The 24,888-nt window shown below is 50.1% G+C and carries 24 protein-coding genes and 2 tRNA genes; 16 read left to right on the top strand and 10 right to left on the bottom strand.

Annotated elements, in window-relative coordinates; translation table 11 throughout:
• The first annotated feature begins 133 nt into the window (after positions 1-133).
• The 14 genes from fliF (at position 134) to UNDKW_RS11105 (ending at position 13,129) form a co-directional block, all read left to right on the top strand.
• Positions 134-1,825: a flagellar basal-body MS-ring/collar protein FliF gene (gene fliF / locus UNDKW_RS11170; RefSeq protein ID WP_162058742.1), complete on the top strand. Its 1,692-nt coding sequence runs from the start codon at positions 134-136 to the stop codon at positions 1,823-1,825.
• Positions 1,818-2,813 carry a flagellar motor switch protein FliG gene (gene fliG / locus UNDKW_RS11165; protein WP_162041094.1) on the top strand — a complete coding sequence of 332 codons (996 nt, stop codon included), beginning with the start codon at positions 1,818-1,820 and terminating at the stop codon, positions 2,811-2,813. The genes fliF and fliG overlap by 8 nt, the downstream gene beginning before the upstream one ends.
• Positions 2,806-3,486 carry a flagellar assembly protein FliH gene (locus UNDKW_RS11160; RefSeq protein WP_162058741.1) on the top strand — a complete coding sequence of 227 codons (681 nt, stop codon included), beginning with the start codon at positions 2,806-2,808 and terminating at the stop codon, positions 3,484-3,486. The genes fliG and UNDKW_RS11160 overlap by 8 nt, the downstream gene beginning before the upstream one ends.
• 5 nt (positions 3,487-3,491) lie before the next feature.
• Positions 3,492-4,880, top strand: a complete 1,389-nt coding sequence (gene fliI / locus UNDKW_RS11155) for a flagellar protein export ATPase FliI (protein ID WP_162058740.1) — start codon at positions 3,492-3,494, stop codon at positions 4,878-4,880.
• A gap of 32 nt (positions 4,881-4,912) precedes the next feature.
• Positions 4,913-5,353 carry a flagellar export protein FliJ gene (gene fliJ / locus UNDKW_RS11150; RefSeq protein ID WP_162058739.1) on the top strand — a complete coding sequence of 147 codons (441 nt, stop codon included), beginning with the start codon at positions 4,913-4,915 and terminating at the stop codon, positions 5,351-5,353.
• Between the two features lie 20 nt (positions 5,354-5,373).
• Positions 5,374-6,990: a flagellar hook-length control protein FliK gene (locus UNDKW_RS30400; protein ID WP_232063341.1), complete on the top strand. Its 1,617-nt coding sequence runs from the start codon at positions 5,374-5,376 to the stop codon at positions 6,988-6,990.
• Between the two features lie 331 nt (positions 6,991-7,321).
• Positions 7,322-7,825 carry a flagellar basal body-associated protein FliL gene (fliL, locus tag UNDKW_RS11140; RefSeq protein WP_162058738.1) on the top strand — a complete coding sequence of 168 codons (504 nt, stop codon included), beginning with the start codon at positions 7,322-7,324 and terminating at the stop codon, positions 7,823-7,825.
• A 4-nt stretch (positions 7,826-7,829) separates the two neighbouring features.
• Positions 7,830-8,831 (top strand): flagellar motor switch protein FliM, encoded by a 1,002-nt coding sequence (gene fliM, locus UNDKW_RS11135; RefSeq protein ID WP_162058737.1) that lies wholly within the window; start codon positions 7,830-7,832, stop codon positions 8,829-8,831.
• Positions 8,824-9,252 (top strand): flagellar motor switch protein FliN, encoded by a 429-nt coding sequence (gene fliN, locus UNDKW_RS11130; RefSeq protein WP_162041089.1) that lies wholly within the window; start codon positions 8,824-8,826, stop codon positions 9,250-9,252. Before fliM ends, fliN begins: the two co-directional genes overlap by 8 nt.
• Positions 9,249-9,713, top strand: a complete 465-nt coding sequence (gene fliO / locus UNDKW_RS11125; protein ID WP_162058736.1) for a flagellar biosynthetic protein FliO — start codon at positions 9,249-9,251, stop codon at positions 9,711-9,713. The genes fliN and fliO overlap by 4 nt, the downstream gene beginning before the upstream one ends.
• Positions 9,714-9,722: 9 nt before the next feature.
• Positions 9,723-10,490, top strand: coding sequence for a flagellar type III secretion system pore protein FliP (gene fliP / locus UNDKW_RS11120; protein WP_162058735.1), 768 nt, complete (start codon positions 9,723-9,725; stop codon positions 10,488-10,490).
• Between the two features lie 8 nt (positions 10,491-10,498).
• On the top strand, positions 10,499-10,768 hold the full coding sequence (gene fliQ / locus UNDKW_RS11115) for a flagellar biosynthesis protein FliQ (protein WP_162058734.1): 270 nt from the start codon (positions 10,499-10,501) through the stop codon (positions 10,766-10,768).
• Positions 10,769-10,789: 21 nt separating this feature from the next.
• Positions 10,790-11,587 (top strand): flagellar biosynthetic protein FliR, encoded by a 798-nt coding sequence (gene fliR / locus UNDKW_RS11110; RefSeq protein ID WP_162058733.1) that lies wholly within the window; start codon positions 10,790-10,792, stop codon positions 11,585-11,587.
• A gap of 3 nt (positions 11,588-11,590) precedes the next feature.
• A complete protein-coding gene (locus UNDKW_RS11105; RefSeq protein WP_162058732.1) occupies positions 11,591-13,129 on the top strand; it encodes an NAD(P)H-hydrate dehydratase in 1,539 nt (512 codons plus the stop codon).
• A gap of 32 nt (positions 13,130-13,161) precedes the next feature.
• On the opposite strand, the gene cysE is transcribed toward UNDKW_RS11105, so the two are convergent.
• From cysE to rnr, 3 genes are all read right to left on the bottom strand, one after another.
• Positions 13,162-13,908 carry a serine O-acetyltransferase gene (cysE, locus tag UNDKW_RS11100; protein WP_162058731.1) on the bottom strand — a complete coding sequence of 249 codons (747 nt, stop codon included), beginning with the start codon at positions 13,906-13,908 and terminating at the stop codon, positions 13,162-13,164.
• 114 nt (positions 13,909-14,022) lie between these two features.
• A complete protein-coding gene (gene rlmB, locus UNDKW_RS11095) occupies positions 14,023-14,754 on the bottom strand; it encodes a 23S rRNA (guanosine(2251)-2'-O)-methyltransferase RlmB (protein WP_162058730.1) in 732 nt (243 codons plus the stop codon).
• Between the two features lie 45 nt (positions 14,755-14,799).
• Positions 14,800-17,295, bottom strand: a complete 2,496-nt coding sequence (rnr, locus tag UNDKW_RS11090; protein ID WP_162058729.1) for a ribonuclease R — start codon at positions 17,293-17,295, stop codon at positions 14,800-14,802.
• A gap of 159 nt (positions 17,296-17,454) precedes the next feature.
• On the opposite strand from rnr, the gene UNDKW_RS11085 reads away from it, so the two are divergent.
• Positions 17,455-17,539, top strand: a tRNA-Leu gene (locus UNDKW_RS11085).
• A gap of 232 nt (positions 17,540-17,771) precedes the next feature.
• Positions 17,772-17,856: transfer RNA gene (locus tag UNDKW_RS11080), tRNA-Leu, on the top strand.
• A gap of 246 nt (positions 17,857-18,102) precedes the next feature.
• On the opposite strand, the gene UNDKW_RS11075 is transcribed toward UNDKW_RS11080, so the two are convergent.
• The 7 genes from UNDKW_RS11075 to hfq form a co-directional block, all read right to left on the bottom strand.
• Positions 18,103-18,636 carry a phosphoribosyltransferase gene (locus UNDKW_RS11075; RefSeq protein ID WP_110254186.1) on the bottom strand — a complete coding sequence of 178 codons (534 nt, stop codon included), beginning with the start codon at positions 18,634-18,636 and terminating at the stop codon, positions 18,103-18,105.
• A 23-nt stretch (positions 18,637-18,659) separates the two neighbouring features.
• Entirely contained in the window at positions 18,660-19,973 is a 1,314-nt protein-coding gene (locus tag UNDKW_RS11070) for an adenylosuccinate synthase (RefSeq protein ID WP_162058728.1), read from the bottom strand.
• A gap of 3 nt (positions 19,974-19,976) precedes the next feature.
• Complete coding sequence (locus tag UNDKW_RS11065; RefSeq protein ID WP_162058727.1) at positions 19,977-21,128, bottom strand: ATP phosphoribosyltransferase regulatory subunit; 1,152 nt, start codon at positions 21,126-21,128, stop codon at positions 19,977-19,979.
• A gap of 115 nt (positions 21,129-21,243) precedes the next feature.
• Complete coding sequence (gene hflC, locus UNDKW_RS11060; RefSeq protein ID WP_162058726.1) at positions 21,244-22,146, bottom strand: protease modulator HflC; 903 nt, start codon at positions 22,144-22,146, stop codon at positions 21,244-21,246.
• Positions 22,146-23,411, bottom strand: coding sequence for an FtsH protease activity modulator HflK (gene hflK / locus UNDKW_RS11055; RefSeq protein WP_162058725.1), 1,266 nt, complete (start codon positions 23,409-23,411; stop codon positions 22,146-22,148). The genes hflC and hflK overlap by 1 nt, the downstream gene beginning before the upstream one ends.
• A gap of 31 nt (positions 23,412-23,442) precedes the next feature.
• Positions 23,443-24,570: a GTPase HflX gene (hflX, locus tag UNDKW_RS11050; protein WP_162058724.1), complete on the bottom strand. Its 1,128-nt coding sequence runs from the start codon at positions 24,568-24,570 to the stop codon at positions 23,443-23,445.
• Between the two features lie 30 nt (positions 24,571-24,600).
• Positions 24,601-24,837 carry an RNA chaperone Hfq gene (gene hfq / locus UNDKW_RS11045; protein ID WP_162041076.1) on the bottom strand — a complete coding sequence of 79 codons (237 nt, stop codon included), beginning with the start codon at positions 24,835-24,837 and terminating at the stop codon, positions 24,601-24,603.
• Between the last annotated feature and the right edge of the window lie 51 nt (positions 24,838-24,888).

Raw genomic sequence — 24,888 nt, 5'->3', positions numbered from 1 at the left:
AAGAACTGTAAAGGCATCGTTTTTCCTGCGTTTGATTTTAGTAATTAAGTGGAAAATCGCTATCAAGGAAAAAACCATATCTGGAATAGCACGCATGCAATCCGCTGACACATTACTTAGTACAAGGTGAACTATGGCTACCGCAGAAAATATAGCAATGGCCCCGCCTGGCCCTGCCTTGCCAGGCATATTTGGCTTGCCGCAGACGCCTGCCACGCGCAATATCCTGCTGGGGGTAGGCGCAGCCATTACTTTGGCCATCATGGTTGGCGTCTGGCTATGGAGCCAGACTCCTGACTACAAAGTCTTGTTTTCCAATTTTAATGACAGGGATGGCGGCGCTATCGTTGCCTCATTGCAACAGTTAAACATTCCTTACAAATATTCTGAAGGTGGTAATGCCATTCTCGTCCCTGCCAGCCAGGTGCACGATGCGCGCCTGAAACTGGCTTCGCAAGGCTTGCCTAAGGGCGGCAATGTCGGTTTTGAATTGATGGAAAACCAGAAGTTGGGAATCTCACAGTTTCTGGAGCAAGTGAATTTCCAGCGTGCACTGGAAGGCGAGCTGGCCCGTTCCATTCAAGCAGTCTCTGCCGTCCAGACTGCGCGCGTGCATCTGGCCATTCCCAAATCACAGGTTTTCATCCGCGATCAGCAAAAACCAACCGCCTCGGTTTTATTGAATCTTTACCCCAGCCGTGTGCTTGATCAGCAGCAAGTCAGCGCCATCATTCACCTGGTGGCCAGTAGCGTGCCTGAGTTATCTGCCAAGAATGTCACTATTGTCGATCAGAATGGTAATTTGCTGTCCGATCCTGCCAAGCAAATGGCAAACAACAGCCTTGATCCCTCACAACTTAAATATGTGCAGGAATATCAGCAAAACATTATCAAACGCATAGAATCGATTATTTCGCCGATTGTAGGTGCCAATAATGTGCGTGCCGAAGCGACCGCAGACATCGACTTCTCCCGCTCAGAACAAGCTGCTGAGACGTACAAACCTAATTCACCGCCAGAAGCTTCAGCCATCCGCAGCCAGCAGACCAGCGAGTCGTACAACAAAGCAGGCAATCCGTCTGGCATCCCTGGGGCATTGAGCAATCAGCCGCCTGTCCCGGCGACAGCACCTATCGTCGCCAGCGGCGCAGCCAATACGCAGAGTGCGGCATCCAACGCTGGCCTGATGCAAAAAGACTCCACCATGAACTTTGAAGTCGATAAGACCATACGCTATACCCAGCAACCTATGGGCGGCGTGAAACGTCTGTCTGTCGCCGTAGTCATCAATTACAAAACAGAAACAGATAAAAATGGCAAAACCACGACACGTCCATTGACAGATATAGAAAAAACCCAGATCACTGATCTGACCAGAGAAGCCATGGGCTTCAACAAAGACAGGGGCGATACTTTGAACGTGGTCAACAGCCCCTTTGCCAGCCCTGAAAAAGAGCCTATAGTAGATTTACCACTGTGGAAACAGCCTGATGTATTGCAAATGGCTAAGGAAATCGCCAAATACATAGGTGTTGCCGTAGTCCTTGCCTACTTGTTTTTTGGCTTCCTGAAACCCATGTTACTTAAGATGATGGGCAAGGACAAAGAAACCCTGGAAGCAATCGAAGCTGAAAAACGCGCTCAGGAAGAAGCAGAAAAAGAGGAAGAAGAAGCTGCCATTGTGAATTTGTCGAAAGAAGCAGAATTGCAAAATACCAGGCATGGTTCCAGCTATGAAATGAACCTGGAAATGGCGAAACAACTGGCAAAAGACGATCCCCGTATTGTAGCTAACGTAGTAAAGGCATGGGTCAGCAATGAGTGAAGATGGAGTCCAAAAAGCCGCCACCCTGATGTTGGCACTGGGTGAAGATGGCGCTGCCGAGGTCATGAAATATCTTGGGCCACGCGAAGTGCAAAAAATCGGTGCAGCCATGGCTGCGATTGGTGCCATCCCGCACGAGGCCATCGCCAAGGTGCTGGAAGAATTCAAGGCCGCGGCCGACCTCAGTTCCTCGGTGGGTCTGGATTCAGACGAATACATCCGCAACGTACTGACCAAAGCCCTGGGTGACGACAAGGCAGCTTCTTTATTAAACCGTATCCTCGGTGGCAAAGATGCCAGCGGCATAGAAAGCCTGAAATGGATGGATTCTCCCTCAGTTGCAGAGCTGATCAAGAATGAGCATCCACAAATTATCGCCACCATCCTGGTTCATCTGGAAAGTGACCAGGCTTGCGAAATCCTGAACCAGTTTACTGAACGCCTGCGCAATGACATCGTGCTGCGTATTGCTACCCTGGATGGTATCCAGCCAACTGCCTTACGCGAACTGAACGATGTATTGACCAAGCTGCTGACCGGCAACGAAAGCCTGAAGAAAAAATCCATAGGTGGCGTACGCGCTGCTGCAGAAATTCTGAACTTCATGAGTGGTGAGAATGAGGCTTCAGTCATGGACAATCTGCGCAAATATGATGGCGACATGGCTGAAAAAATCATGGATGAGATGTTTGTCTTTGATAACATTCTTGAGATTGATGACAAGGGTATACAGTTGCTGTTGCGCGAAGTACAGTCCGACTCCCTGATCGTGGCACTGAAAGGTGCAAACCAGGACATGCGCGAAAAAATCTTCAAGAATATGTCGCAACGTGCGGCTGAAATGATGCGCGAAGACCTGGAATCCAAAGGTCCGGTACGTTTGTCAGAAGTGGAAGCACAGCAAAAACAAATCCTGCTCATCGTCAGACGTCTGGCTGATGAAGGACAAATCATGTTAGGAGCAAAAGGTGAGGACGCCTATGTCTAATGCCACGCGCAGTGGTGACATGACTGCTTTCCAGCGCTGGGAAATGGCTTCGTTTGGCGATAACCGGCCAGCCCAGGTCGAAGAAGTCAAGGCTGCGAACGCTCAGGTCGCTGCACGGCAACGCCTGGAAGCAGAACATGCCAGGGAAGCTGCAAGGCAGGAAGGATTTGCTGCGGGCTATAAAGAAGCTTATGAGCGTGGCCTGAAAGATGGCCAGGAAACTGCTTATGCAGAAACCATGGAACAAGTGCAACTGGAAATCCTGGCCCTGCAACAAATGGCACAAGCATTTTCAGGACAATTGCATTCAGCGTCACAACAAATGGGAAATGAGCTGATGCATCTGGCCCTGGACATGGCGCAAGCCATGCTCAAGGCCAAACTGGATACCGACCCTACCGTGATCCTGCCCATCGTCGAAGAAGCCATTGCACTGCTGGCCAGCGTACAACAGCCAGCGCAAATCCTGCTCCATCCTGACGACGTAGCATTGGTGAAAAATCAACTGGGAGAAGCTCTGTCTGAAGATGGCTGGCGCATCGTGGCTGACACCAATATGGAACGCGGTGGCTGCAAGCTGGTCACCCAGCATAACCTGGTGGATGCCAGTTATTCCACTCGCTGGAAAAAGCTACTCGACAGTATGCAAATCAGTGACTACAAAACAGATTGATACGCATGCAGGATACCTTCATCAATGACTGGAAATCCAGGCTCAGTTTAAGCCGGGAACAGATTTCGCATGTACAGACTACCTCCATGTCTGGCCGCGTCACCCGGGTCACGGGTCTGGTCATGGAAGCAGTTGGCTTGCGCTTGCCAGTAGGCAGTGCCTGCACCATCCATTTACAAAGTGGTGCAAAGATAGATGCCGAAGTAGTCGGTTTTGATGGCGACAGGTTATTTCTGATGCCACATAGTGATCTTGACGGCGTCACACCAGGAGCACCGGTCTTCCCGGCGGAACCTGAAGCACATGAAATCGTCAATCACCCACGTCGCCGTCCCAGTGACCGTAGCCGTCATCTGCCAGTAGGTTACGAATTACTGGGTCGCGTGCTGGATGGTAATGGCCGCCCTCTTGATACCCTGGGCCCTCTCGGCACCCACGAATCAGCCCCCCTGGGTGCGCGCATCTATAATCCGCTGGAACGCGCTCCTATCGTTGAAACGCTGGACGTGGGCGTCCGCGCCATCAATAGCATGCTCAGCGTAGGCAAGGGCCAGCGCCTGGGTCTGTTTGCCGGTTCTGGCGTGGGTAAAAGCGTCTTGCTGGGCATGATGGCGCGCTATACCGCCGCCGACATCATCGTGGTTGGCCTGATAGGTGAACGGGGTCGTGAGGTGAAAGAATTCATCGAACAAATTCTTGGTGCCGAAGGCCTGGCACGCTCAGTCGTGGTGGCAGCACCAGCCGATGCCCCGCCCCTGATGCGCCTGCAGGGCGCTGCCTACGCGACCACCATCGCTGAATATTTTAGGGATCAGGGCCGTAGTGTATTGCTGATCATGGATTCACTGACGCGCTATGCAATGGCACAAAGGGAAATTGCCCTGGCCATAGGCGAACCACCAGCGACCAAGGGTTACCCGCCATCCGTATTTGCCAAGCTGCCAGTCCTGGTAGAAAGAGCGGGCAATGGCAAATCTGGTGGCGGCTCAATCACTGCCTTTTATACTGTCCTGACCGAAGGTGACGATCAGCAGGATCCGATAGCAGATGCCGCCAGGGCCATTCTGGATGGCCATATCGTCCTGAACCGGACCCTGGCTGAAAGCGGGCATTATCCCGCTATCGATATAGAACAATCGATCAGCCGCGCCATGCACAGCATTACATCACCAGAACACCAGGCGCTGTCCAGAAGACTTAAACAGCTGTATTCCCGTTACGAACGCAGCCGTGATTTGATTAGCGTAGGCGCCTATTCGCCGGGATCAGACCCACTACTGGATGAGGCAATCCGCCTGCGCGACCGAATCGTTTCATTTTTACAACAAGATATTACCGAAAAATGTAGCATTCCCGAAAGCTTGGGGCAACTTCAGGCTCTATTCAACGCTTAGAAAATCCTGCCAGCGACTATACTTAAATCACCATGGCGTTGAAATCACCAATTAGCACACTGATAGAAATGGCAGAGAAAGAAGTTGACGATGCCGCCAAACTTCTGGGTAAAGCCATACGTGCACATGAAGATACAGAAAAAAAACTGAGTTTATTACAACAATACCGCGATGATTACGCGCAGAGACTACAGGATGGTGCAGCAAAGGGCCTGACTGTATCGCAATACACGAATTTCTTGTCTTTCCTGGCCAAGCTGGACTCGGCTATTGATGGACAAAAACAAGTCGTCATGGATGCAGAACATCGCATCGTGATGGCAAGAACAGAATGGCAGGCCTCTGAGAAAAAGCGGCTCTCTTACGATACTTTGCAGAATCGTGCGCTTACGGTCCAGCAAAAAAAAGAAGCCAAGCGAGATCAGAAGCAAACCGATGAAATGGCTGCCCGCGCCCTTTTTTATAAGCGCTAATTTATTTACAGGTACCGCAAATGCAAGCTAATCCCATACTGACGGCAACAGACAAGACGGCTGCGGCTACCAAAACGAGCAAAAGCAACTCGTCTGGCAATACCGAAAACAGCTTCAATCAAATGCTGAATAAAGAAATCTCTGGATCAAGAAGGCCAGAGATGGATGTGCCGCACCCTGCCAGCAGCGCTAACAAACCTCCACAGGCGAACAAAAACAATAATAACGCGACAAATAACAACACCAACAATAACGTTAACAACAACGGCAATAACCAGGCCAATACTGGCAATAAGTTGGCAAAGAATGACGACAATGCTCCTGGCAATGCCGGTGCAGCAAAAACAGACGCGGCAAGTACTGATGGCACAGTCAGCAAAGAAGACGAGACTGATGTCAAAAAAGAAGATGGACTCAGTATCAGCGAACAAATTCTGGCCTTGGTAGGCAATCTCAATCCTGCACCTGTGGCTGCAGATGTAGCCAAAAAACCTGTTGCAAGCGATGTTGATACCAGTAAAAATGATAGTCTTGCAGCCATCGCCAGCGCAGACTCAGCGGCAAGCGATCTGATCGATAGTAATACGGTCGCCAGCCTGGCAAAGTCAGGCGCAGAAAATCAGGATCTGGCCACTACCCAGCTTGATGGCAAATCAACGGGCAAGGAACAGGTCAAGTCTGAGGACCCTGCCGGCAAGGCTGATGTTGCAGCAATTGCTGCGCAAATGATTGCCAGCAAGGCTGATGGCAAAACCACGGGCAGTCTGGCAGAGACTGGGCAAACTGCGGTAGCGTCACCTCTCGATAAAGAGGCCAGCAAATTGACGGATGCCATTAGCCGCGCGGCTGAGCTCACCTCTCCCGCTCCAAAAGATACACTGACAAGCAAGGGCGTAACTACAGTCGGCGCAGACACACCATCTGAAACGGCAGTTAGTGACGCCAAGATCAGCGACCTGAGTTTGGCTAAAGCCACCAACGACAAGGCAGGGGATGCACGCACTGTAGCAAGTGCGGCGGACACACCAAAATCGTTTGCCACTGATATTGCACAGGCAAAAGATGCCATGGCAGAACGTATATCTGAAGTCAAGACGGGTGCAACTACCAAAGACAGTCAGCAAGTCATGGCACCACCTGCGATTGCAGCCAATGCGGTCAGTAGTACGCAATTAAATGCCGCAGTGCTGGCGGCAGAGCAAATTGCACCACGTGTTGGCAGCAATGGCTGGGATAAAGCAGTAGGCCAGAAAGTTGTCTGGATGGTCGGCGAAGGCTTGCAATCAGCAGAGCTGACATTGAACCCGCCGGACCTCGGCCCCTTGCAGGTCGTGCTGAAGGTCAGTAATGAACAAGCCAGCGCCAGTTTCTCTTCCGCCCAGCCAGAAGTCAGGGAAGCACTGGAAGCGGCCTTGCCGCGCTTAAAACAAATGCTCAGCGATGCGGGTGTGCAATTGACAGGTTTCTCTGTTAATTCACAGGCTGCAGGCCAGGGACAAAATTTCGCGCAACAACAGCCACGCAGTCTGGGCTCAACAAGAACTGGCGTTGACTTACCAGACAATACGATCAGCACAACAAGTACAGCGCCGGCCAGGATACAGACAAATAACGGCTTGGTGGATACCTTTGCCTGAGTCTTTTGGCATGACTACCATTTCTTGAGCTGACACCTTGCAATGGTCGCCGGATTTGCACACCGGCCCATTGTTGCAGACCTTATTTCACTCTCTGACACAAAAGTATTGCTCATACGCAGCAAGATCAGCTTCTACTCTCTGGAAAAAAACTTGTACATGCATGTAGAATGATCATGAGCAGGCTGATCCAGGCAATGAAGTGAGTTCACTCATTTGCAAATATCAGAGATAAGCTGAAATACGCCCTCTTTTTCCCGGATCTTAAATGCCTGCCATCAAGCATAATACGTAAAAATCATGGCATTTATTGCCTACAGAGAGGAAAACCATGGCGAAAGCACCAGCCAAAGCAGCGGAAGCAAGTGATGCTCCAGCAGGAAAGTCGAAAAAAAAGCTCCTGATCATCATCGCCGCGGTTGTCGTCTTACTGGTCGCAGCAGGTGGCGGCGCAGCTTTTTTTCTGACTAAAAAAGCCCCGGCCAACAAAGAAAAAGAACATAAGGCAGAACCGGCCAAAGCCCCGGTATTTCTTGCTCTCGAACCATTTACAGTCAATCTGCAATCAAACGATGGCGACAAATACCTGCAAATCAGCATGACACTGCAAGTGCAGGATGAAGAACAGGTCAATCTGATCAAGGCCAATATGCCACAAGTGCGCAGCCGCTTATTGCTCCTGCTGTCAAGCAAGGATGCGTCTGAAATTTTATCGTCCGAAGGCAAGGAGAAACTGGTTAATGACATTATCGAAAAAGTTGCCCAGCCTTTTACCGCCAAGGGAGAGCCACAAAAAGTCAGTGGTGTTTTCTTTACGTCTTTTGTAGTCCAATAAAATCATGTCAGATAATTTTCTCTCCCAGGAAGAAGTTGATGCCCTTTTGAAGGGCGTCACGGGAGATCAGGACGATTCGCAATCTCTGGAGGATACCTCCGGTGTTCGGCCCTACAATCTTGCAACGCAAGAACGCATCGTCCGTGGCCGCATGCCGACGCTGGAAATTATCAATGAACGTTTTGCCCGTTTGTTGCGTATAGGCTTGTTCAATTTCCTGCGCCGCAGTGCAGAGGTATCCGTCGGTACTGTCAGGGTATCAAAGTACAGTGAGTTCATCCGCAACCTGGTAGTACCAACCAATCTGAATCTGGTACACATGAAGCCCTTGCGTGGCACCTCATTGATTGTGCTTGATCCTGGCCTGGTGTTTTTGCTGGTGGATAATCTGTTTGGTGGTGACGGCCGCTTCCATACCCGTGTTGAAGGCCGCGATTTTACCCAGACTGAGCAACGTATCATTCACCGCATCCTGGAAATCATTTTTGAAACCTATTCCAAATCCTGGGAACCTGTCTATCCCATAGAATTTGAATATATACGCTCAGAAATGAATACCCAGTTTGCCAATATTGCGACTCCGAATGAAGTTGTGGTATCCACCACCTTCACAATAGAACTGGGGCCAGTCAGTGGTGAAATGCATTTATGCATGCCATATTCCACCATAGAGCCAATACGCGACATTCTGACCAGTAGCCTGCAAGGCGAAACCCTGGAGGTGGATAAACGCTGGGTACGTCTGATGACGCAACAGATACAGATAGCAGAAGTTGAAATAGTTGCAGATCTGGGCACCACGCGCGTCACTCTGGGCGATATACTGAATATGAAGGAAGGCGATATCATTCCGCTTTCAGTACCAGAAATTATTTCAGCAAAAGTCGATGGCACTCCAGTCATGGAGTGTAAATACGGCGTGTTTAACGGGCAATATGCCTTGCGCGTGGAGAAGCTGATCAGCTCCAGCGTACAGGAAGTAGTACAAGGAGAAAATCATGGATGACAACGGCGATTCACCCATCAGTGAAGATGATTGGGGCGCTGCAATTGCAGAGCAAGAAAGAGCAGAAGCTGCGGCAGCCGAAAAGGCTGAAGCACCACCGGCCAGTGCTGCCATTTTTAAAGAGTTCAGCGGCAAGAGCAGTAACGCACCTGAAACCCATAATGACATCGACTTTATTCTGGATATCCCGGTTCAACTGACGGTAGAGTTGGGCAGAACCAAGATTGCCATCAAAAACCTGCTGCAACTGGCACAGGGTTCTGTCGTAGAGCTTGATGGTCTGGCGGGTGAGCCTATGGATGTGCTGGTCAATGGCTGCCTGATTGCCCAGGGTGAGGTGGTTGTGGTCAACGATAAGTTTGGCATACGCCTGACCGATATCGTGACGCCTGCAGAACGCATACGCAAGCTCAACAAATGAGGACTACTTCAGCTTATTTTGCGGCGGTAACGCTGGGAGCATTGGCAAGCCTGAGCAATCCTGTTTTCGCTGCCGAGAATGCGCCTGTTTCAACTGGTGGCGGCGTTATACAAATTGCCACAGCATTACTCCTGGTACTGGGCCTGGTTGTCATGGCCGCCTGGCTGATGCGTCGCCTGGGGCCCATGATGAGCGTGGGAAATAAGATCCCCGTCAAGATCATTGGTGGCGTCAATGTTGGAAGCCGCGAACGGGTAATGGTAGTCGAGATTGCAGATCAATGGCTGGTCCTTGGCGTCACTGCCAGCAATATCAACACGCTAGCCAGCATGCCCAAACAGGAAGAGCTGCTGAATCAGTCAGCACAAACAACTGCCAATGATCCTTTTTCTGCATGGCTCAAGCGCACACTGGAAAAACGGACTACCGAACGATCTGCAGAGCAGTCTGAGAACAGGTAATTACATCGCATGAAAACTTTGCGCGCTCATCTGCCGCTCATCTGGCTGGCACTTTTGCTGTGCGGACTTGCTCTGCCAGAAGCCGCCGTGGCACAGGCCAATGGTGGCCTGCAAGCAATCACCAGCACGCCCGCACCTGGTGGCGGGCAAAACTATTCACTCAGCATACAGACGCTGCTATTCCTGACGGCACTCAGCTTTTTGCCGGCGGCCTTGCTGATGATGACCAGTTTTACCCGCATCATCATCGTCCTGTCTTTACTCAGGCAAGCGCTGGGTACCCAGTCTGCGCCACCGAATCAGGTGATGGTGGGCTTATCCTTGTTCCTGACTCTGTTCGTCATGGGACCGGTGTTTGACAAAATCTATGCTGAAGCTTATCAGCCATTTACTGAAAACAAGATCACCATGCAGGTTGCCCTGGATAAGGGAGCAACCCCGCTGAAACAATTCATGATGAAGCAAACCAGGCAGACTGACCTTGCCCTGTATGTAAAATTATCCAATACTCCTGAGTTGCAAGGGCCCGAAGATGTGCCTTTGCGAATTTTGATCCCTGCCTTCATTACCAGTGAATTGAAAACTGCTTTTCAAATCAGTTTTGCCATCTTCATCCCCTTCCTCATCATCGACATGGTGGTTGCCAGCGTGCTGATGTCCATGGGTATGATGATGGTCTCACCTGCTATCGTATCGCTGCCCTTCAAGCTCATGCTTTTCGTACTCGTCGATGGCTGGCAGTTGTTGATAGGTTCACTCGCACAAAGTTTTTACTGAGGTTCACCATGACACCCGATAGCGTAATGACATTAGGTCGCCAGGCCATGGAAGTCACCTTGATGGTGTCTGCCCCCTTATTGCTGGTGGCACTGGGCATAGGTCTGATCGTCAGTATTTTCCAGGCAGCCACGCAAATCAATGAAACGACCCTGTCTTTCATACCCAAGCTGATAGGTATCTTTGTCACGCTCATTATTGCAGGGCCCTGGATGCTATCAATCCTGATGGATTACATGCGCCAGATGTTTTCCAGCATCGCCACCATGGCAGCCTGATTTGCGTACCATCGCAATTCCATGATTTCTTTTTCCAGCAATGAGCTGATTGCACTGATCAACTCCTTTATCTGGCCCCTGACCAGGATACTGGGGCTGATTGCTGTTGCCCCGCCATTTGGCAATAACACTGTTCCGGTACAAATCAAGATCGCGCTGGGAATAGTTTTATCGCTGATCGTCGCCCCTACCCTGCCAGCCATTTCCAATCTTGACCCGGTTTCGCTGAATGGCATTTTGGTGCTGGCGCAGCAGCTCATCATAGGATTGGCAATGGGCTTTGTCATGCGCGTCGTCTTTTCTGCCATAGAGATGGCTGGTGAGATTTCTGGCTTGACCATGGGGTTGGGCTTTGCGACTTTTTTTGATCCACAGACGCAGGGGCGATCGTCGGCCATTGCACAATTCCTTGTGCTGACATCCACTTTGCTGATGCTGACACTGAATGTGCATCTCTCCATGCTGGCGGCGCTGGTGGAAAGTTTTCATACCATACCAATTGCCACGACTTATCAATCTGGTCTCAATTATCAAAAGCTGGCAATCTGGGGGGAGCAAATTTTTAGCGTAGGCATGCATCTCTCTCTGCCCATTGTTGCTGCCCTGCTGGTAACCAACGTCGCTCTTGGCATATTGACGCGCGCTGCGCCTCAATTGAATTTGTTTGGTATCGGCTTTCCTATCACCATAGGTGTAGGTTTTTTGATGGTCGCCCTTATCATGCCTTACCTGCTACTACCGCTGCAAAATCTGTTCCAGAGTGGCCTGGAAATGATACAGTCTTTAAGCCAGACTACACCGCTCCCTGTAAAGAGGTAAATCATGTCATGCGGAGTATTTACCGACGAAGCCAGACTATATAACGTAGAACAGATACGTGAAATAGAGACCCGTGCACTGGCACATCAGGGCGATGTCACGCTCATGCAAAAAGCCGGACTGGCGACGGCAGAACTGGCAGCAAAAACTTGCGCGAACAAGCAATATCCCATATTGATACTGGCAGGACCGGGTAATAATGGAGGGGATGCTTATGAGGCCGGATATCACTTATCCAGACAGGGTTTCAAAGTCGTTTGTCTCATGTGCGGGGTATTTGAGAAATACTCTCCAGATGCACAGGCTGCACTGCAAAGAGCACGGGGCTCTGGACTGGAGTTTGCGGACCGTCACACATTACTCAATACCCCGTCACAAAACTGGGGCCTGATTATTGATGGCTTATTCGGCATAGGTCTGAAACGGGCACCAGAAGCTGACATCGCCAGGCTGATCAACCTCATCAACCAACTCGCATCTGAAAAAACTATCCCAGTACTGGCGATTGACGTCCCCAGTGGTTTGAATGCCGATACCGGGCAGCCAGTGAGTCAAGACAGCGTGCTTATTCAGGCCAGCCATACTATTACTTTTATTGCCAACAAACCTGGCTTGCATACAGGATCAGGCAAAGACTATGCGGGTCACGTCACCGTTAACCAACTGGATATTTCTGACGATTTTTTTCCTGAATGCCACAGCTATCTGAATGAACGCACTCCCCTGCTGCAAATTCTACAACCTCGCAAACAAAACAGTCATAAAGGCAGTTTTGGTGACGTCGTCATACTTGGCGGTGCCAGGGGCATGGCAGGCGCTGCCATCCTTGCGGCCAGGGCTGCACAGTATGCAGGTGCCGGGAGGATTTACTGCAGCATGCTGGCAGAAGCACCCGCTTACGATAGTCTGCACCCAGAAATCATGTTCCGTCATGCTGGAGATATAAGTCTGGCAGAGGCAACTGTGGTCCTAGGCCCAGGGCTAGGCACTTCAAACGCTGCGCATGCCTTACTCAGCAGTGCGATTCAGACTGCGCAAGCACTGGTCATTGATGCCGATGCCTTGAATCTGATTGCTGCAGACAGCAAATTGCAGGCCCTATTACACGACAGAAGTACTCCATGCATACTCACACCACACCCATTGGAAGCAGCGAGATTACTGCACAAGAGCGTCGCTGACGTACAGAATAATCGCCTGCCTGCAGCACAAGAACTGGCAAGTCGATTCAATGCAGTAGTAATACTCAAGGGTTCCGGCAGTATTATCTGCAACCCTGATGGCGAGCTGCTTATCAATACGACTGGCAATCCGGCATTGGCCAGCGGCGGCACTGGTGATGTACTGGCAGGCGTGGCAGGTGCCTTACTGGCGCAGCTTGGCAATAGCATGGATGCGGCAAGAATCGCGACCTGGGTGCATGGTCATGCAGCCGATGAACTGGTAAAAAACGGAACAGGGCCTATAGGTTTGACTGCCAGTGAGTTATTGTCAGAGATTAGGCTTCACATCAATCAATTTGCCTATCACGCTAAAACCTAAAACCACCAATTAATTCCCGACTGGACCAGGAATCAGTCAACCAGGCTATTAATCTGTTCCGGTATCAGTTTACCGACTTCAGAGCGGGCATCGCAGGCAATACCAGATTGTGCCAAGGCAGCGGACAATTTTTCTATCTGCTCTTGCTGTGCAGCAGCATGATCAATCAGCTTGTGCAAAACTTTGGAAATCGGGTCATCACTATTTTGTGTAACGCCATAAGCTGTGAACAAATGCGCAGTTTCTGAATCTGCCGAAGCAACTTCTTTTTTGATCACGTGAGCAGGGTTACCAACTGCCGTACCACCAGCAGGCACAGGCTTGAGCACCACAGAGTTAGACCCTATCTTGGCACCCGCACCTATGGTAAAACCACCCAGCACCTTGGCACCAGCACCGACAATGACACCCGCCTCCAGCGTAGGATGACGTTTTGCGCCACGCGACAGGGAAGTCCCCCCCAAAGTCACGCCCTGGTAGATCGTGCAGTCATCACCAATTTCTGCCGTTTCACCAATAACCACACCAAAACCATGGTCTATGAATACCCTGCGGCCTATGGTCGCACCAGGATGGATTTCTATACCTGTCAATACGCGGGCAATGTGCGAGATAAAACGGCCCAGCCATTTCAGGCCACGCTTCCAGCACCATTGTGCCCAGCCATGCATGAGTATCGCCTGAAAACCAGGATAACAAGTGATCACCTCCCAGGCATTACGGGCGGCAGGATCTTTCTTGATAATACTGGCTATATCTTCTCTCAGGCGGCTAAACATGAACTTTTTATGGATATGACGGAAGGGAATAAGATAGTAGCGTATTTCTGAAAAAGCTGCGTCCGCTGCCCAAATCACCGGGCACCAGACGTACAGGTTTACAGAAACTATGGCTTACAGACGCTGGCGGCGGGCTTCGTACAGGCAAACACCTGAAGCCACGGAGACATTCAGGCTTTCTACAGAACCGAACATGGGGACACTGACCAGCATATCGCAGGTTTCGCGGGTCAGGCGGCGCATGCCCTCACCTTCAGAACCCATGACGATGGCGCAACCACCCTTGAAATCGACATCGTAGATATTTTTTTCGACTTCATCTGAGGTACCAACCAGCCAGATATCACGGTCTTTCAATTCACGAAGGGTGCGTGCCAGATTAGTGACGGTGATGTACGGCACTGTTTCAGCAGCGCCGCTGGCAACCTTGGCTGCAGTGGCATTCAAGCCCACCGCCCTGTCCTTGGGAGCGATAACTGCATGCGCACCCGCGCCGTCAGCCACGCGCAGGCAGGCACCCAGGTTATGTGGGTCCGTGATGCCATCCAGCACCAGCAACAATGGTGGCCCATCAATCGCGTCAAGCAATTCATCGAGGTTACGTGCCAGTGACAATTCACTGGCCTTCGCTACTACGCCCTGATGGCGCCGTGTACCGACGATATTGCTGAGGCGCTGATCATCTGCCGGGATGATGCGCACACCAGCAGATTTTGCTGCTTGCAAGAGGTCTTTCATACGACCATCAACGCGAGAAGAATCTACATAGATTTCTTCGACGGAAGAGGCTTCATGGCGGATCCGGGAGGTGACCGCATGGAAACCAAAAATCATTTTACTTTTCATTTCATTCTTTTCTTTACATGCATTTCTTTGAGGTACTTTGAGGTACTAACGTCTTTTCTTCGCTGACTTACCGGCGGCAGCTGGTGCTTTTTTCTTTGCACTGGCAGCAGCAGGCGAAGATTTCTGGCGACGTCCACCAGAAAAACTTTCTTCTTTTACTTTCCTGGCTGAAGCAGCTTTACCGCCTCTGCCATAATTTGCCACGGCTTTTTCTTCCGGAACCAGCACGGCTTTCTTGGCGCTGGCTGTACCTTTGCGATTTTTTTCATTGGCAGTTGCACTGCGGGTATCTGCCAATCCTGCAGAGCGTGGTGACACAGCCTGGACTATGGCCAGATCAATCTTGCGCGCATCCAGATCAACCCGGCTGACTTGCACTGTGACTTTGTCAGTCAACTGATAACGCTTGCCCGTGCGTTCGCCACGCAACTCGTGACGTGCTTCGTCAAACTGGAAGTAGTCAGCACCCAGCTCAGTGACATGCACCAGGCCTTCGATGAAAATGTCATCGAGCTGGACAAAGATACCAAACTGAGTCACGCCCGTAATCATGCCGGTGAATTCTTCACCAACCTTGTTACGAATGAAGTAGCATTTGAGCCAGGCTTCGACATCACGTGAAGCTTCATCGGCACGACGCTCATTGGCAGAACAGTGAACACCCAAAGCATCCCAGATGGTCTGTTCTTTTTCTTCCTTCTTCTTGCCCGCTGCCTTGTCAGCAATTTGCTGTTTTCTGGCGGCATTCGATACTGAAGTATTCAAGAGTGTCAGGTCTATGCCCTTGGGTTCATATTTACGCCCCTGCAAAATGGCCTTGATCGCTCTGTGGGTCAGCAAATCGGGGTAACGGCGTATAGGGCTGGTGAAATGGGCATAGGCATCATACGACAAACCAAAATGGCCAATATTGTCCGGGCTGTAAACCGCTTGCTGCATGGAGCGCAGCAGCATGGTTTGCAAGAGTGGCGCATCTGGTCGCCCTTTAATTTTATTCATCAGCTCAGCATAATCCGATGCCGAAGGCTTGTCGCCGCCATTGAGGAACAGACCTACCTGTTTCAGGAAATTCCTGACCTGGGTCAGCTTCTCTTTGGTCGGACCTGCATGAATACGATAAGTGCCTGGATGCTTATAGGTTTCCAGCAAATTTGCTGCGCAGACGTTGGCTGCCAGCATGCATTCTTCAATCAGCTTGTGTGCATCATTGCGTGTACGTGGCAGTATCTTTTCTATCTTGCCAGATGGATTGCAAACGATATAGGTCTCTGTCGTTTCAAAATCGATGGCCCCACGCGCATGGCGTGCCTTCAATAGAGACTGGAAGACCTCATACAAATGCAGGAGATGCGGCACCAGGGTCAGGCGCTTGGCAGCCTCTGGTCCCTTGGTGTTACCCAGTATTGCTGCCACTTCGGTATAAGTGAAGCGCGCAGCAGAATGAATGACCGCCGGATAAAACTGGTAAGCCGTGACTTCACCGTCTTGCGTAATTACCATATCGCACACCAGCGTCAGGCGATCAACGTCAGGATTAAGCGAACACAGGCCATTCGACAGGCGCTCAGGCAACATCGGTATCACCCTGCGCGGGAAATACACCGACGTACTGCGCAACAGCGCCTCTTCATCAAGCACATCGTTCGGATTGACATAGTGGCTGACATCGGCAATGGCGACGATCAGCCTGTGACCTTTACTGCGGCCTATCTTGACTGGTTCACAATACACTGCATCGTCAAAATCGCGGGCGTCTTCGCCATCGATAGTCACCAATGGAATGTCACGCAGATCCACACGGTCAGCCAGATCAATATCGCGTACCTCGGATGGCAATTTGGCTGCGGCTTTTTTTACCGCTTCAGAAAACTCATGAGGCACACCAAATTTGCGGACAGCGATTTCGATTTCCATGCCGGGGTCATCAACATCACCCAGAATTTCAACGATCTTGCCAACCGGTTGTGCGTAGCGGGTAGGTTGTTCGGTCAACTCGACGCTGACAACCTGACCAGCCTTGGCTTTGCCCGGTGCGCCGGTCAATAAAATATCCTGGCTGAAGCGTTTGTCTTCAGGAGCAACTATCCAGACGCCGTTTTCATTTAACAGCCGCCCGATGACATGAGTATTGGCACGGTCGAGTATCTCAAGTATGCCGCCTTCAAGACGACCACGCCTGTCAGTACCTACCACACGCGCCATGACACGGTCACCATGCAAGACCTTTTGCATTTCGCGCTCTGGCAAAAACAGGTCTTCACTGCCATCATCAGGAATCAGGAAACCATAACCTTCGCGATGACTGCTGACTTTACCGCTGATGAAGTTATCGTGATTGGCGATGGAAAAATTTCCACCTTTATCTACTTTGACTTGCCCATCTCTTTCCATCGCGCTTAAACGTCGTGTCATGCCATCTAACTCCTCAGGTTTTACTGACAACGCATCTGCTATTGCAGTCGCCGTCATTTTTGCCGTGTTAGTACGTAGAACACCCAGTATCTCTTCGCGACTGGGGATGGGGTATAAATGCTTGTTCAAATTTTGTATTTTTTCTTAAAAAAGTTAATTTGGCTCACGCCAAAATCTTATCAGGCCATAGTTTACTGTAGCAAACCTCTTTCGCCTAACAATTCTTGTATCCGCAAGGTGGCTCACCTTGACAAATGCTTCAATTAATCTATAATGTTGTTCTCCGTTGCCCACGTGGCGGAATTGGTAGACGCGCATGGTTCAGGTCCATGTGCCTTCGGGTGTGGGGGTTCGAGTCCCTCCGTGGGCACCAAAATTTGAGAGCCCGTTGATGAAAATCAGCGGGCTTTTTCAATTCCACTTCGAATTTCACATTCGGCACATCCCACGTATTCAGTTTTGCAAGTATAAGCAAGAAATCCCCTGACCCTGCACTTCCTGCCCAAGCTGCCGACGACTTTCTACCTGCCCGCACCATAATGCGAAATTTTCTCCGAAATATTTCCCCAAAGCCAGTCAAATACTCTATAATTACGCCTTCCGTTGCCCACGTGGCGGAATTGGTAGACGCGCATGGTTCAGGTCCATGTGTCTTCGGATGTGGGGGTTCGAGTCCCTCCGTGGGCACCACAAATTTGAGAGCCCGCTGATAAAAATCAGCGGGCTTTTTCAATTCCACATTTGCTCCATTTGCCTCATTTGCTTTCATCATTAGCGCAAGCTGCATCATATCTGCATTATCCAAATCAAGCGAAGTCTGGCGGGAGCACCCCCTCCACAGAACACAAGACACCCATCGCAATAAAGCACTAGATAATCACATAGCGTAGCCATAAAAAAACGGAAGCAAATTGCTTCCGTTTTCATAACTGTCAGTTAGGCTGCGCCCTTTTTCAACCAGGCATTCAACTGATGAGGCCTGATACTGTCATACTCTTCAAAAGGCTGGTGTATCCATGGATTGTTCGCCAGATAGTCCAGATAGTAATCCGGAGCCACTGATGAACATGCCTTGTACCAGATCACAGCCGATTTTACTTCAGTCACAGCCGGGAAATTCTCACGCAAATGCACAAGTACTTTTTCCAGAGTAACGCCAGAATCGACCAGATCATCGACCACCAAAACTTTACCTTGCAACGCACCCTTGGTCATGGAAATATACTTTCCTATATCCAGAGTGCCCTGTACGGTACCTGACTCTTCGCGATAGGAACTGGTCGATAAAATCGCCAGAGGCACGTCAAATATCCTGGAGAAAATATCACCAGGGCGCAAGCCACCACGGGCAAGACACAGGACTTGATCAAATTTCCAGCCAGACTCATGCACTTTCAATGCAAGCTGCTCGATGGAACGATGATAGGCTTCCCAGGAAACCCATAAGTCCTTGTCTGTAGATGCAGGCATATTCATGTTTTTATTGTTCCTTCTTAGATAAACGGGTGCCTTAACACGATGGTTTCTTCGCGATCTGGTCCGGTAGAGACCATATCGACAGGAACACCAACCAGCTCCTGAATACGCATGATGTAATTGCGGGCATTGACTGGCAGAGCATCCATGCTTTGCGCGCCAACTGTGGTTTCAGACCAACCCGGCATTTCTTCATAAATGGCTTCGCAGCGCGCCGCCTCTTCAGCACCAACCGGGAAGATATCAACGACTTTGCCATCGACCTTGTAGCCGGTACACAGCTTCAGTGTTTCCAGACCATCCAGCACGTCCAGCTTGGTCAGGCACATGCCTGATACACCATTGATTTGCACAGAACGCTTCAACAAGGCTGCGTCAAACCAGCCGCAACGACGCGCACGGCCAGTAACCGTACCAAATTCATGACCAACGCTAGCCAAGTGCTTACCTACGCCGGCATCGGTTGGCAATTCAGATGGGAATGGGCCAGAACCTACACGTGTCGTGTAAGCCTTGGTGATACCCAGGATGTAATGCAACATATTAGGGCCAACACCAGAACCTGCCGCTGCATTGCCAGCCACGCAATTGCTGGAGGTAACGAAAGGGTAAGTACCATGATCGACGTCCAGCAAACTGCCTTGCGCACCCTCAAACAAGAGGCTGGCACCAGCTTTATGCGCCGCATACAAGGCACTGGATACGTCTGCCACCATGGGGCGGATACGCGGCACGTTGGCCAGAGTATCGTCCAGTGTTTTCTGGAACTCAACTGCAGGCGCCTTGAGATAATTGGTCAACACAAAATTGTGGTAATCCAGGTTTTCACGCAGCTTCTCGGCAAAACGCTCTTCATTGAGCAAATCAGCGACGCGTATCGCACGGCGGGCAACCTTGTCTTCATAGGCAGGACCTATACCCTTGCCAGTCGTCCCTATCTTGGCGGCACCACGGGCAATTTCACGCGCGGCATCAAGTGCAGTGTGATACGGCAAAATGACTGGGCAAGCTTCTGAAATTTTGAGACGGGAAACAACTTCAACGCCGTTTGCCTGCAGCTTGTCAATTTCACGCAAGAGATCAGGCACAGACAAGACCACACCATTACCGATGTAGCAGGCCGTACCAGCACGCATGATGCCGGAAGGTATCAGTTGCAAGGCTGTCTTTTGACCACCGATGACCAATGTGTGACCAGCATTGTGACCGCCCTGGAAACGTACGACGCCCTGGGCGTGATCCGTCAACCAGTCAACGATTTTTCCCTTGCCTTCATCGCCCCACTGGGTACCGATTACGACTACGTTTTTTGCAATTTTAGTTTGTGTCATCACTCAACCTACATTTTGAAGAATCCATTTACCTGCATCGAAAATGAGCGCGCGATTGCAGTCAAATTCGTCTTGTTCGTTCTCGTGCCCAGGCAAGCTTTGAATAACGATCTCACCTTCACTACGCAGCTCTACGATCTTTGCCCGCAATGCAGGGTCACTACCCCAGGGAGCCCGGATCGCATCCTTTCTCTCTGCGGATGGCAGCAGACGCGCCAGCTCACGCAAATCCAGGGAAAATCCAGTCGCCGGACGTGAGCGTCCAAAAGCCTCGCCCACATGGTCGTACCGACCACCACGGGCCACCGCGTTTGGCAAACCTGGTACAAACACATTGAACATCACCCCACTATGATAGTGGTAGCCACGCAAATCAGCGAGATCTATCGTGACATGGGTTGTGCCAGTCAAACGCACCAGATGCTCCAGTTCGTCGAGCGCGGTCTGTATGCCTTCAAATGCAGGCAGTACCGCACGCGCTTTCTGGATAACGGAAATATCGCCATATAAACCTGGCAAAACCATTAATGCAGCACGCACCTCGGGTGAAAAATTCTTGCTCAGCTTATCGATGCTAGGCAAATCCTTTGCCTCCAGCAAGGCATACAGAGTATTTTCCTGCGCTTTGGCGAGCGGATCTGCCGCCAGCAAGGCACGCAAGACACCGACATGACACATATCCAGCCTGACATCTTTTACATGCGCAAGTGCCAGACAAGCCAATACCAGTTCCTGGATTTCAGCATCCGCCTCCAGGCCAGCATGGCCATAAATTTCTGCGCCGATTTGCAAAGGCTCGCGTGTGGCGTGCAGACCAGAAGGCTTGGTATGCAGGACACTGCCCGCATAGCAAAGACGGGTAACAGTACGGCGGTTTAAGAGATGCGCATCAATACGGGCTACTTGCGTGGTCATGTCAGCCCGCAGGCCCATGGTACGGCCAGAGATTTGATCTACCAGTTTGAAGGTACGCAAATCCATATCCTGACCGGCACCGGTCAGCAAGGACTCTATGTATTCCAGCATGGGCGGCATGACCAGCTCGTAGCCATACAGTCTGAAATTGTCCAGGAGAACACGGCGCAATTCTTCTATCTTGCGCGCTTCGGACGGCAGGATATCAGCAATATTTTCAGGTAAAAGCCAATTCGGCATGAAGAACAATCAAAAAAACAAGAAATTGGTTGAGTCTATCCGACAAACAGCGATCTGCACAAAATTTGTGCAGATCGCTGTTTGTCACTACAGTCACTATTTACAGTGGCGAGTGTTACTTACCCTTTGCAGCAGGAGCATTACCACCTACCGAAGAAGGGCTCTTAAAATATTTAAAGAACTCAGAGTTTGGATCCACTACCAAGACATCACTCTTGTTCTTGAATGACGCAGTATACGCCTCAAGGCTGCGATAGAACTTATAAAATTCTGGATTTTGACCAAACGCCTGCGCATAAATCTGTGAAGCTTCAGCGTCACCTGCACCGCGTATCTTTTGCGCTTCACGATAAGCTTCAGCCTTGATCACCAATCTTTGCTTATCAGCATCTGCGCTGATTTCTTCTTTTTCAGCTGCACCGGTAGAGCGCAGACCATTTGCTTCACGGGTACGCTCGGCCTTCATGCGTTCATACACCGAATTATTGATTTGCTCTACGTAATCAACACGCTTGAGGCGCACATCTATAATTTCCACACCTATCTGCTTGGTTTCGTCAGAAACCTTTTTCTTGATGGCGTCCATGACCTTGCCACGCTGTGTAGATATTACTTCGCCTACTTTACGCTTGGTAATTTCATCATTCAAGGCAGCCTTGATGATTTGCAACATCCTGTTTTGCGCTCTGCGTTCTTCGCCATTGAAGCTGACGAAATACAGACGTGGGTCCTTGATACGCCACTTCACATACGAATCAACCAGGATGTTCTTCTTTTCGGACGTGACAAAACGATCACCAGTATTCGTATCAATAGTCAGGATACGTTTATCCAGCAACAAGACATTCTGAAATGGTGGTGGCAACTTGAAGTGCAAGCCAGGCTCACTGATGACAGACTTGACTTCACCCAAAGCAAAGACAATCGCGTGCGAACGCTGATCAACAACAAAAATAGTCGAATAAGCAATTAAAATTGCACCACAGATGGCAATGAGGAAAGTAGCAAACTTATTCATTATCTGCCCTCCCTTTCGCGTGTATCACGGTTATCTTTTGATCTTCCATCCTTGCCATAACGCATTTCCACGGTAGGTATCTGCTCTGCTGCAGGAATAGTTACCTGTGCAGGAGCCGCCGGCGCGACTTTCGCTGCCTGATCACCCTGGATTTTATCCAGAGGCAGATAAATCATATTATTACCAGTCTTGGTATCCATCATCACCTTGCTGGTATTGGCAAATATTTGCTGCATGGTTTCCAGGTACATCCTGTCCCTGGTAATGGCAGGCGCTTTTTGATACTCAACCAGCACTTGTTGGAAGCGTGAAGCATTACCCTGAGCATTGGCAACGATACTTCCTTTGTATGCTTCTGCCTCTTGTATCATGCGGGACGCCTCACCACGTGCCTTTGGAATAACATCATTGGCATAAGCTATGCCTTCATTTTTCAGGCGCTCTTTATCCTGCTTTGCTTTTTGCGCATCTTCAAAAACAGCCTGGACCTGCTCAGGTGCCTGCACGTTTTGCATGGTCACTTGCGCCACCAGCACACCTGAACCATACGCATTCAGGATTTTTTGCATGCCTGCACTGACATCAAGTGCTATTTTTTCACGACCTTCATACAAGACAAAATCCATGGAGCTTTTACCGACGACCTCGCGGACAACAGTTTCTGCGACCTGAAGTATCATCTCTTCCTGATCACGGTTGTTATACAGCCAGTCTGCGGCATTGTTCAAGGTGTACTGGACAGCAAACTGAATATCGACGATGTTTTCATCATCAGTCAACATCAGGGATTCGCGCTCTTTTGAGCCTTTTTTGTAGCCTATCTCCACCGTTCTGACTTGCGACAGATTGACTATCTCATGTCCTTGGACAGGATAAGGCCAGCGCCAGTTAAAGCCGGCAGAAGTCTGATGGCTGAATTTACCAAATGTCGTGATGACAGCAGTTTGCCCTTCTTGCACGATGAAAAAACCACTGGACAACCATACCAGCGCGATTACGGCAACAATCAGGGATGCGCCAACTTTAGCGCCAGATGAGTCTGGTGAAAAATTGCCACCATTATCGCCACCACCATTTTGCCCAAACAGACGCCCCAATTTCTGGGTAAAGTCTTTCCATAACTGATCAAGATCAGGTGGGCCATCCGGTGGTTTTTTGCCATCGGGCTTATTATTATTTTGATTATTGTTTTGTGAACCACGCCCCCATTGCGGATCATTTATGGACATGGTCAAACCAATTCTTTTGAGAAATGAAACAAGCATTCTGTCGCTATCCAATGAATAGTGGGTTGGACTACTGAAAATCAAAGCGTGCATCAACTGCCTCTGGCGTTGCCGTTTGCGCAATGCCAGACGTTTTTGCCAGTGCGAATTCGGCGATAGCTTCGCGTAACAAACCTATACCTGCTCCGGTGCGGGCACTCAAAAAAACCCTCTGGATTTTATCACACTCATCTACCTCGACCGAAGGCTCCAGCTCAGCAAGATCTATCTTATTCCACACAAGTATCTGTGGTATGTGATCCGCGCCGATTTCTTCAAGCACCTGATTGACTTGTTGTATCTGGTCAAACCTTACAGGACTACTTGCATCTACGACATGCAAGAGCAAATCGGCATGTATCGTTTCTTCCAATGTTGCCCTGAACGCTGCAACGAGTTGATGAGGCAATTCACGAATAAAACCAACCGTATCAGAAATGACGATATTACCCGCATCGCCCAGGTACAAGCGGCGCGAAGTAGTATCCAGCGTTGCAAATAATTGATTGGCGGCATAAGCGCCTGCCTTGGTCATAGTATTAAACAGACTGGACTTACCCGCATTGGTATAACCGACCAGAGAAACCGACAAGGTATTACTACGGCCACGCGAACGTCTCTGGGTTTCCCTTTGCTTATGTAGCTTATCGAGCTTTTGTTTGAGCATTTTGACACGCTCCCCCAGCAAGCGGCGGTCAGTCTCAAGCTGAGTCTCGCCTGGGCCGCGCAAACCTATACCACCTTTTTGTCTTTCCAGATGCGTCCAGCCACGTATCAATCGCGTGGCCAGATGTTGCAACTGAGCCAATTCCACCTGAACCTTACCTTCATGACTTTGGGCACGTTGAGCAAAAATATCCAGGATCAGGCTGGTACGATCAACCACCCTCACCTTCAGGTGGCGCTCCAGATTCCTCTGTTGCGCCGGCGAGAGTGCATGATTAAAAATGACTATATCCAGCGTAGCGTCGGCAACAGCATGCGCAATCTCATCCGCCTTGCCGCTGCCGACAAAAAAAGCAGCATCAGGGCTTGATCGTTTGCAAGTGATGGTTGTAACCGGCTCTGCCCCCGCGGACTGCGAAAGCAAAGAGAGTTCTTCCAGGCTGGCGGCAAAGTCGTCCTTACCAAAATCCACGCCGACTAAAGCGGCGCGCATGGACGGCTTCTTTATTTCATTACTCAAAAATTACTCTGCCTCTGGCTCGGTGTTAATGCTGACTGCGCGTGCTGGTACAACGGTAGAAATAGCATGCTTGTAAACCATTTGTGTCACAGTATTACGCAGCAAAACCACATACTGGTCGAAAGATTCGATATGGCCCTGCAATTTGATGCCATTGACCAGATAAATTGATACAGGAATATGTTCTTTACGCAAAGCGTTCAGAAATGGGTCTTGTAATAATTGCCCTTTATTGCTCATAACAGCTCCATTGTGTTGTTGTGATTAGGAGTTGGGGACTACTTATCATAA

This window comes from Undibacterium sp. KW1 (assembly GCF_009937955.1).
Taxonomy (GTDB): domain Bacteria; phylum Pseudomonadota; class Gammaproteobacteria; order Burkholderiales; family Burkholderiaceae_D; genus Undibacterium.
The sequence above is the reverse complement of the archived record's forward strand: the minus strand, read 5'-3'. Positions and strand labels throughout refer to the sequence as shown.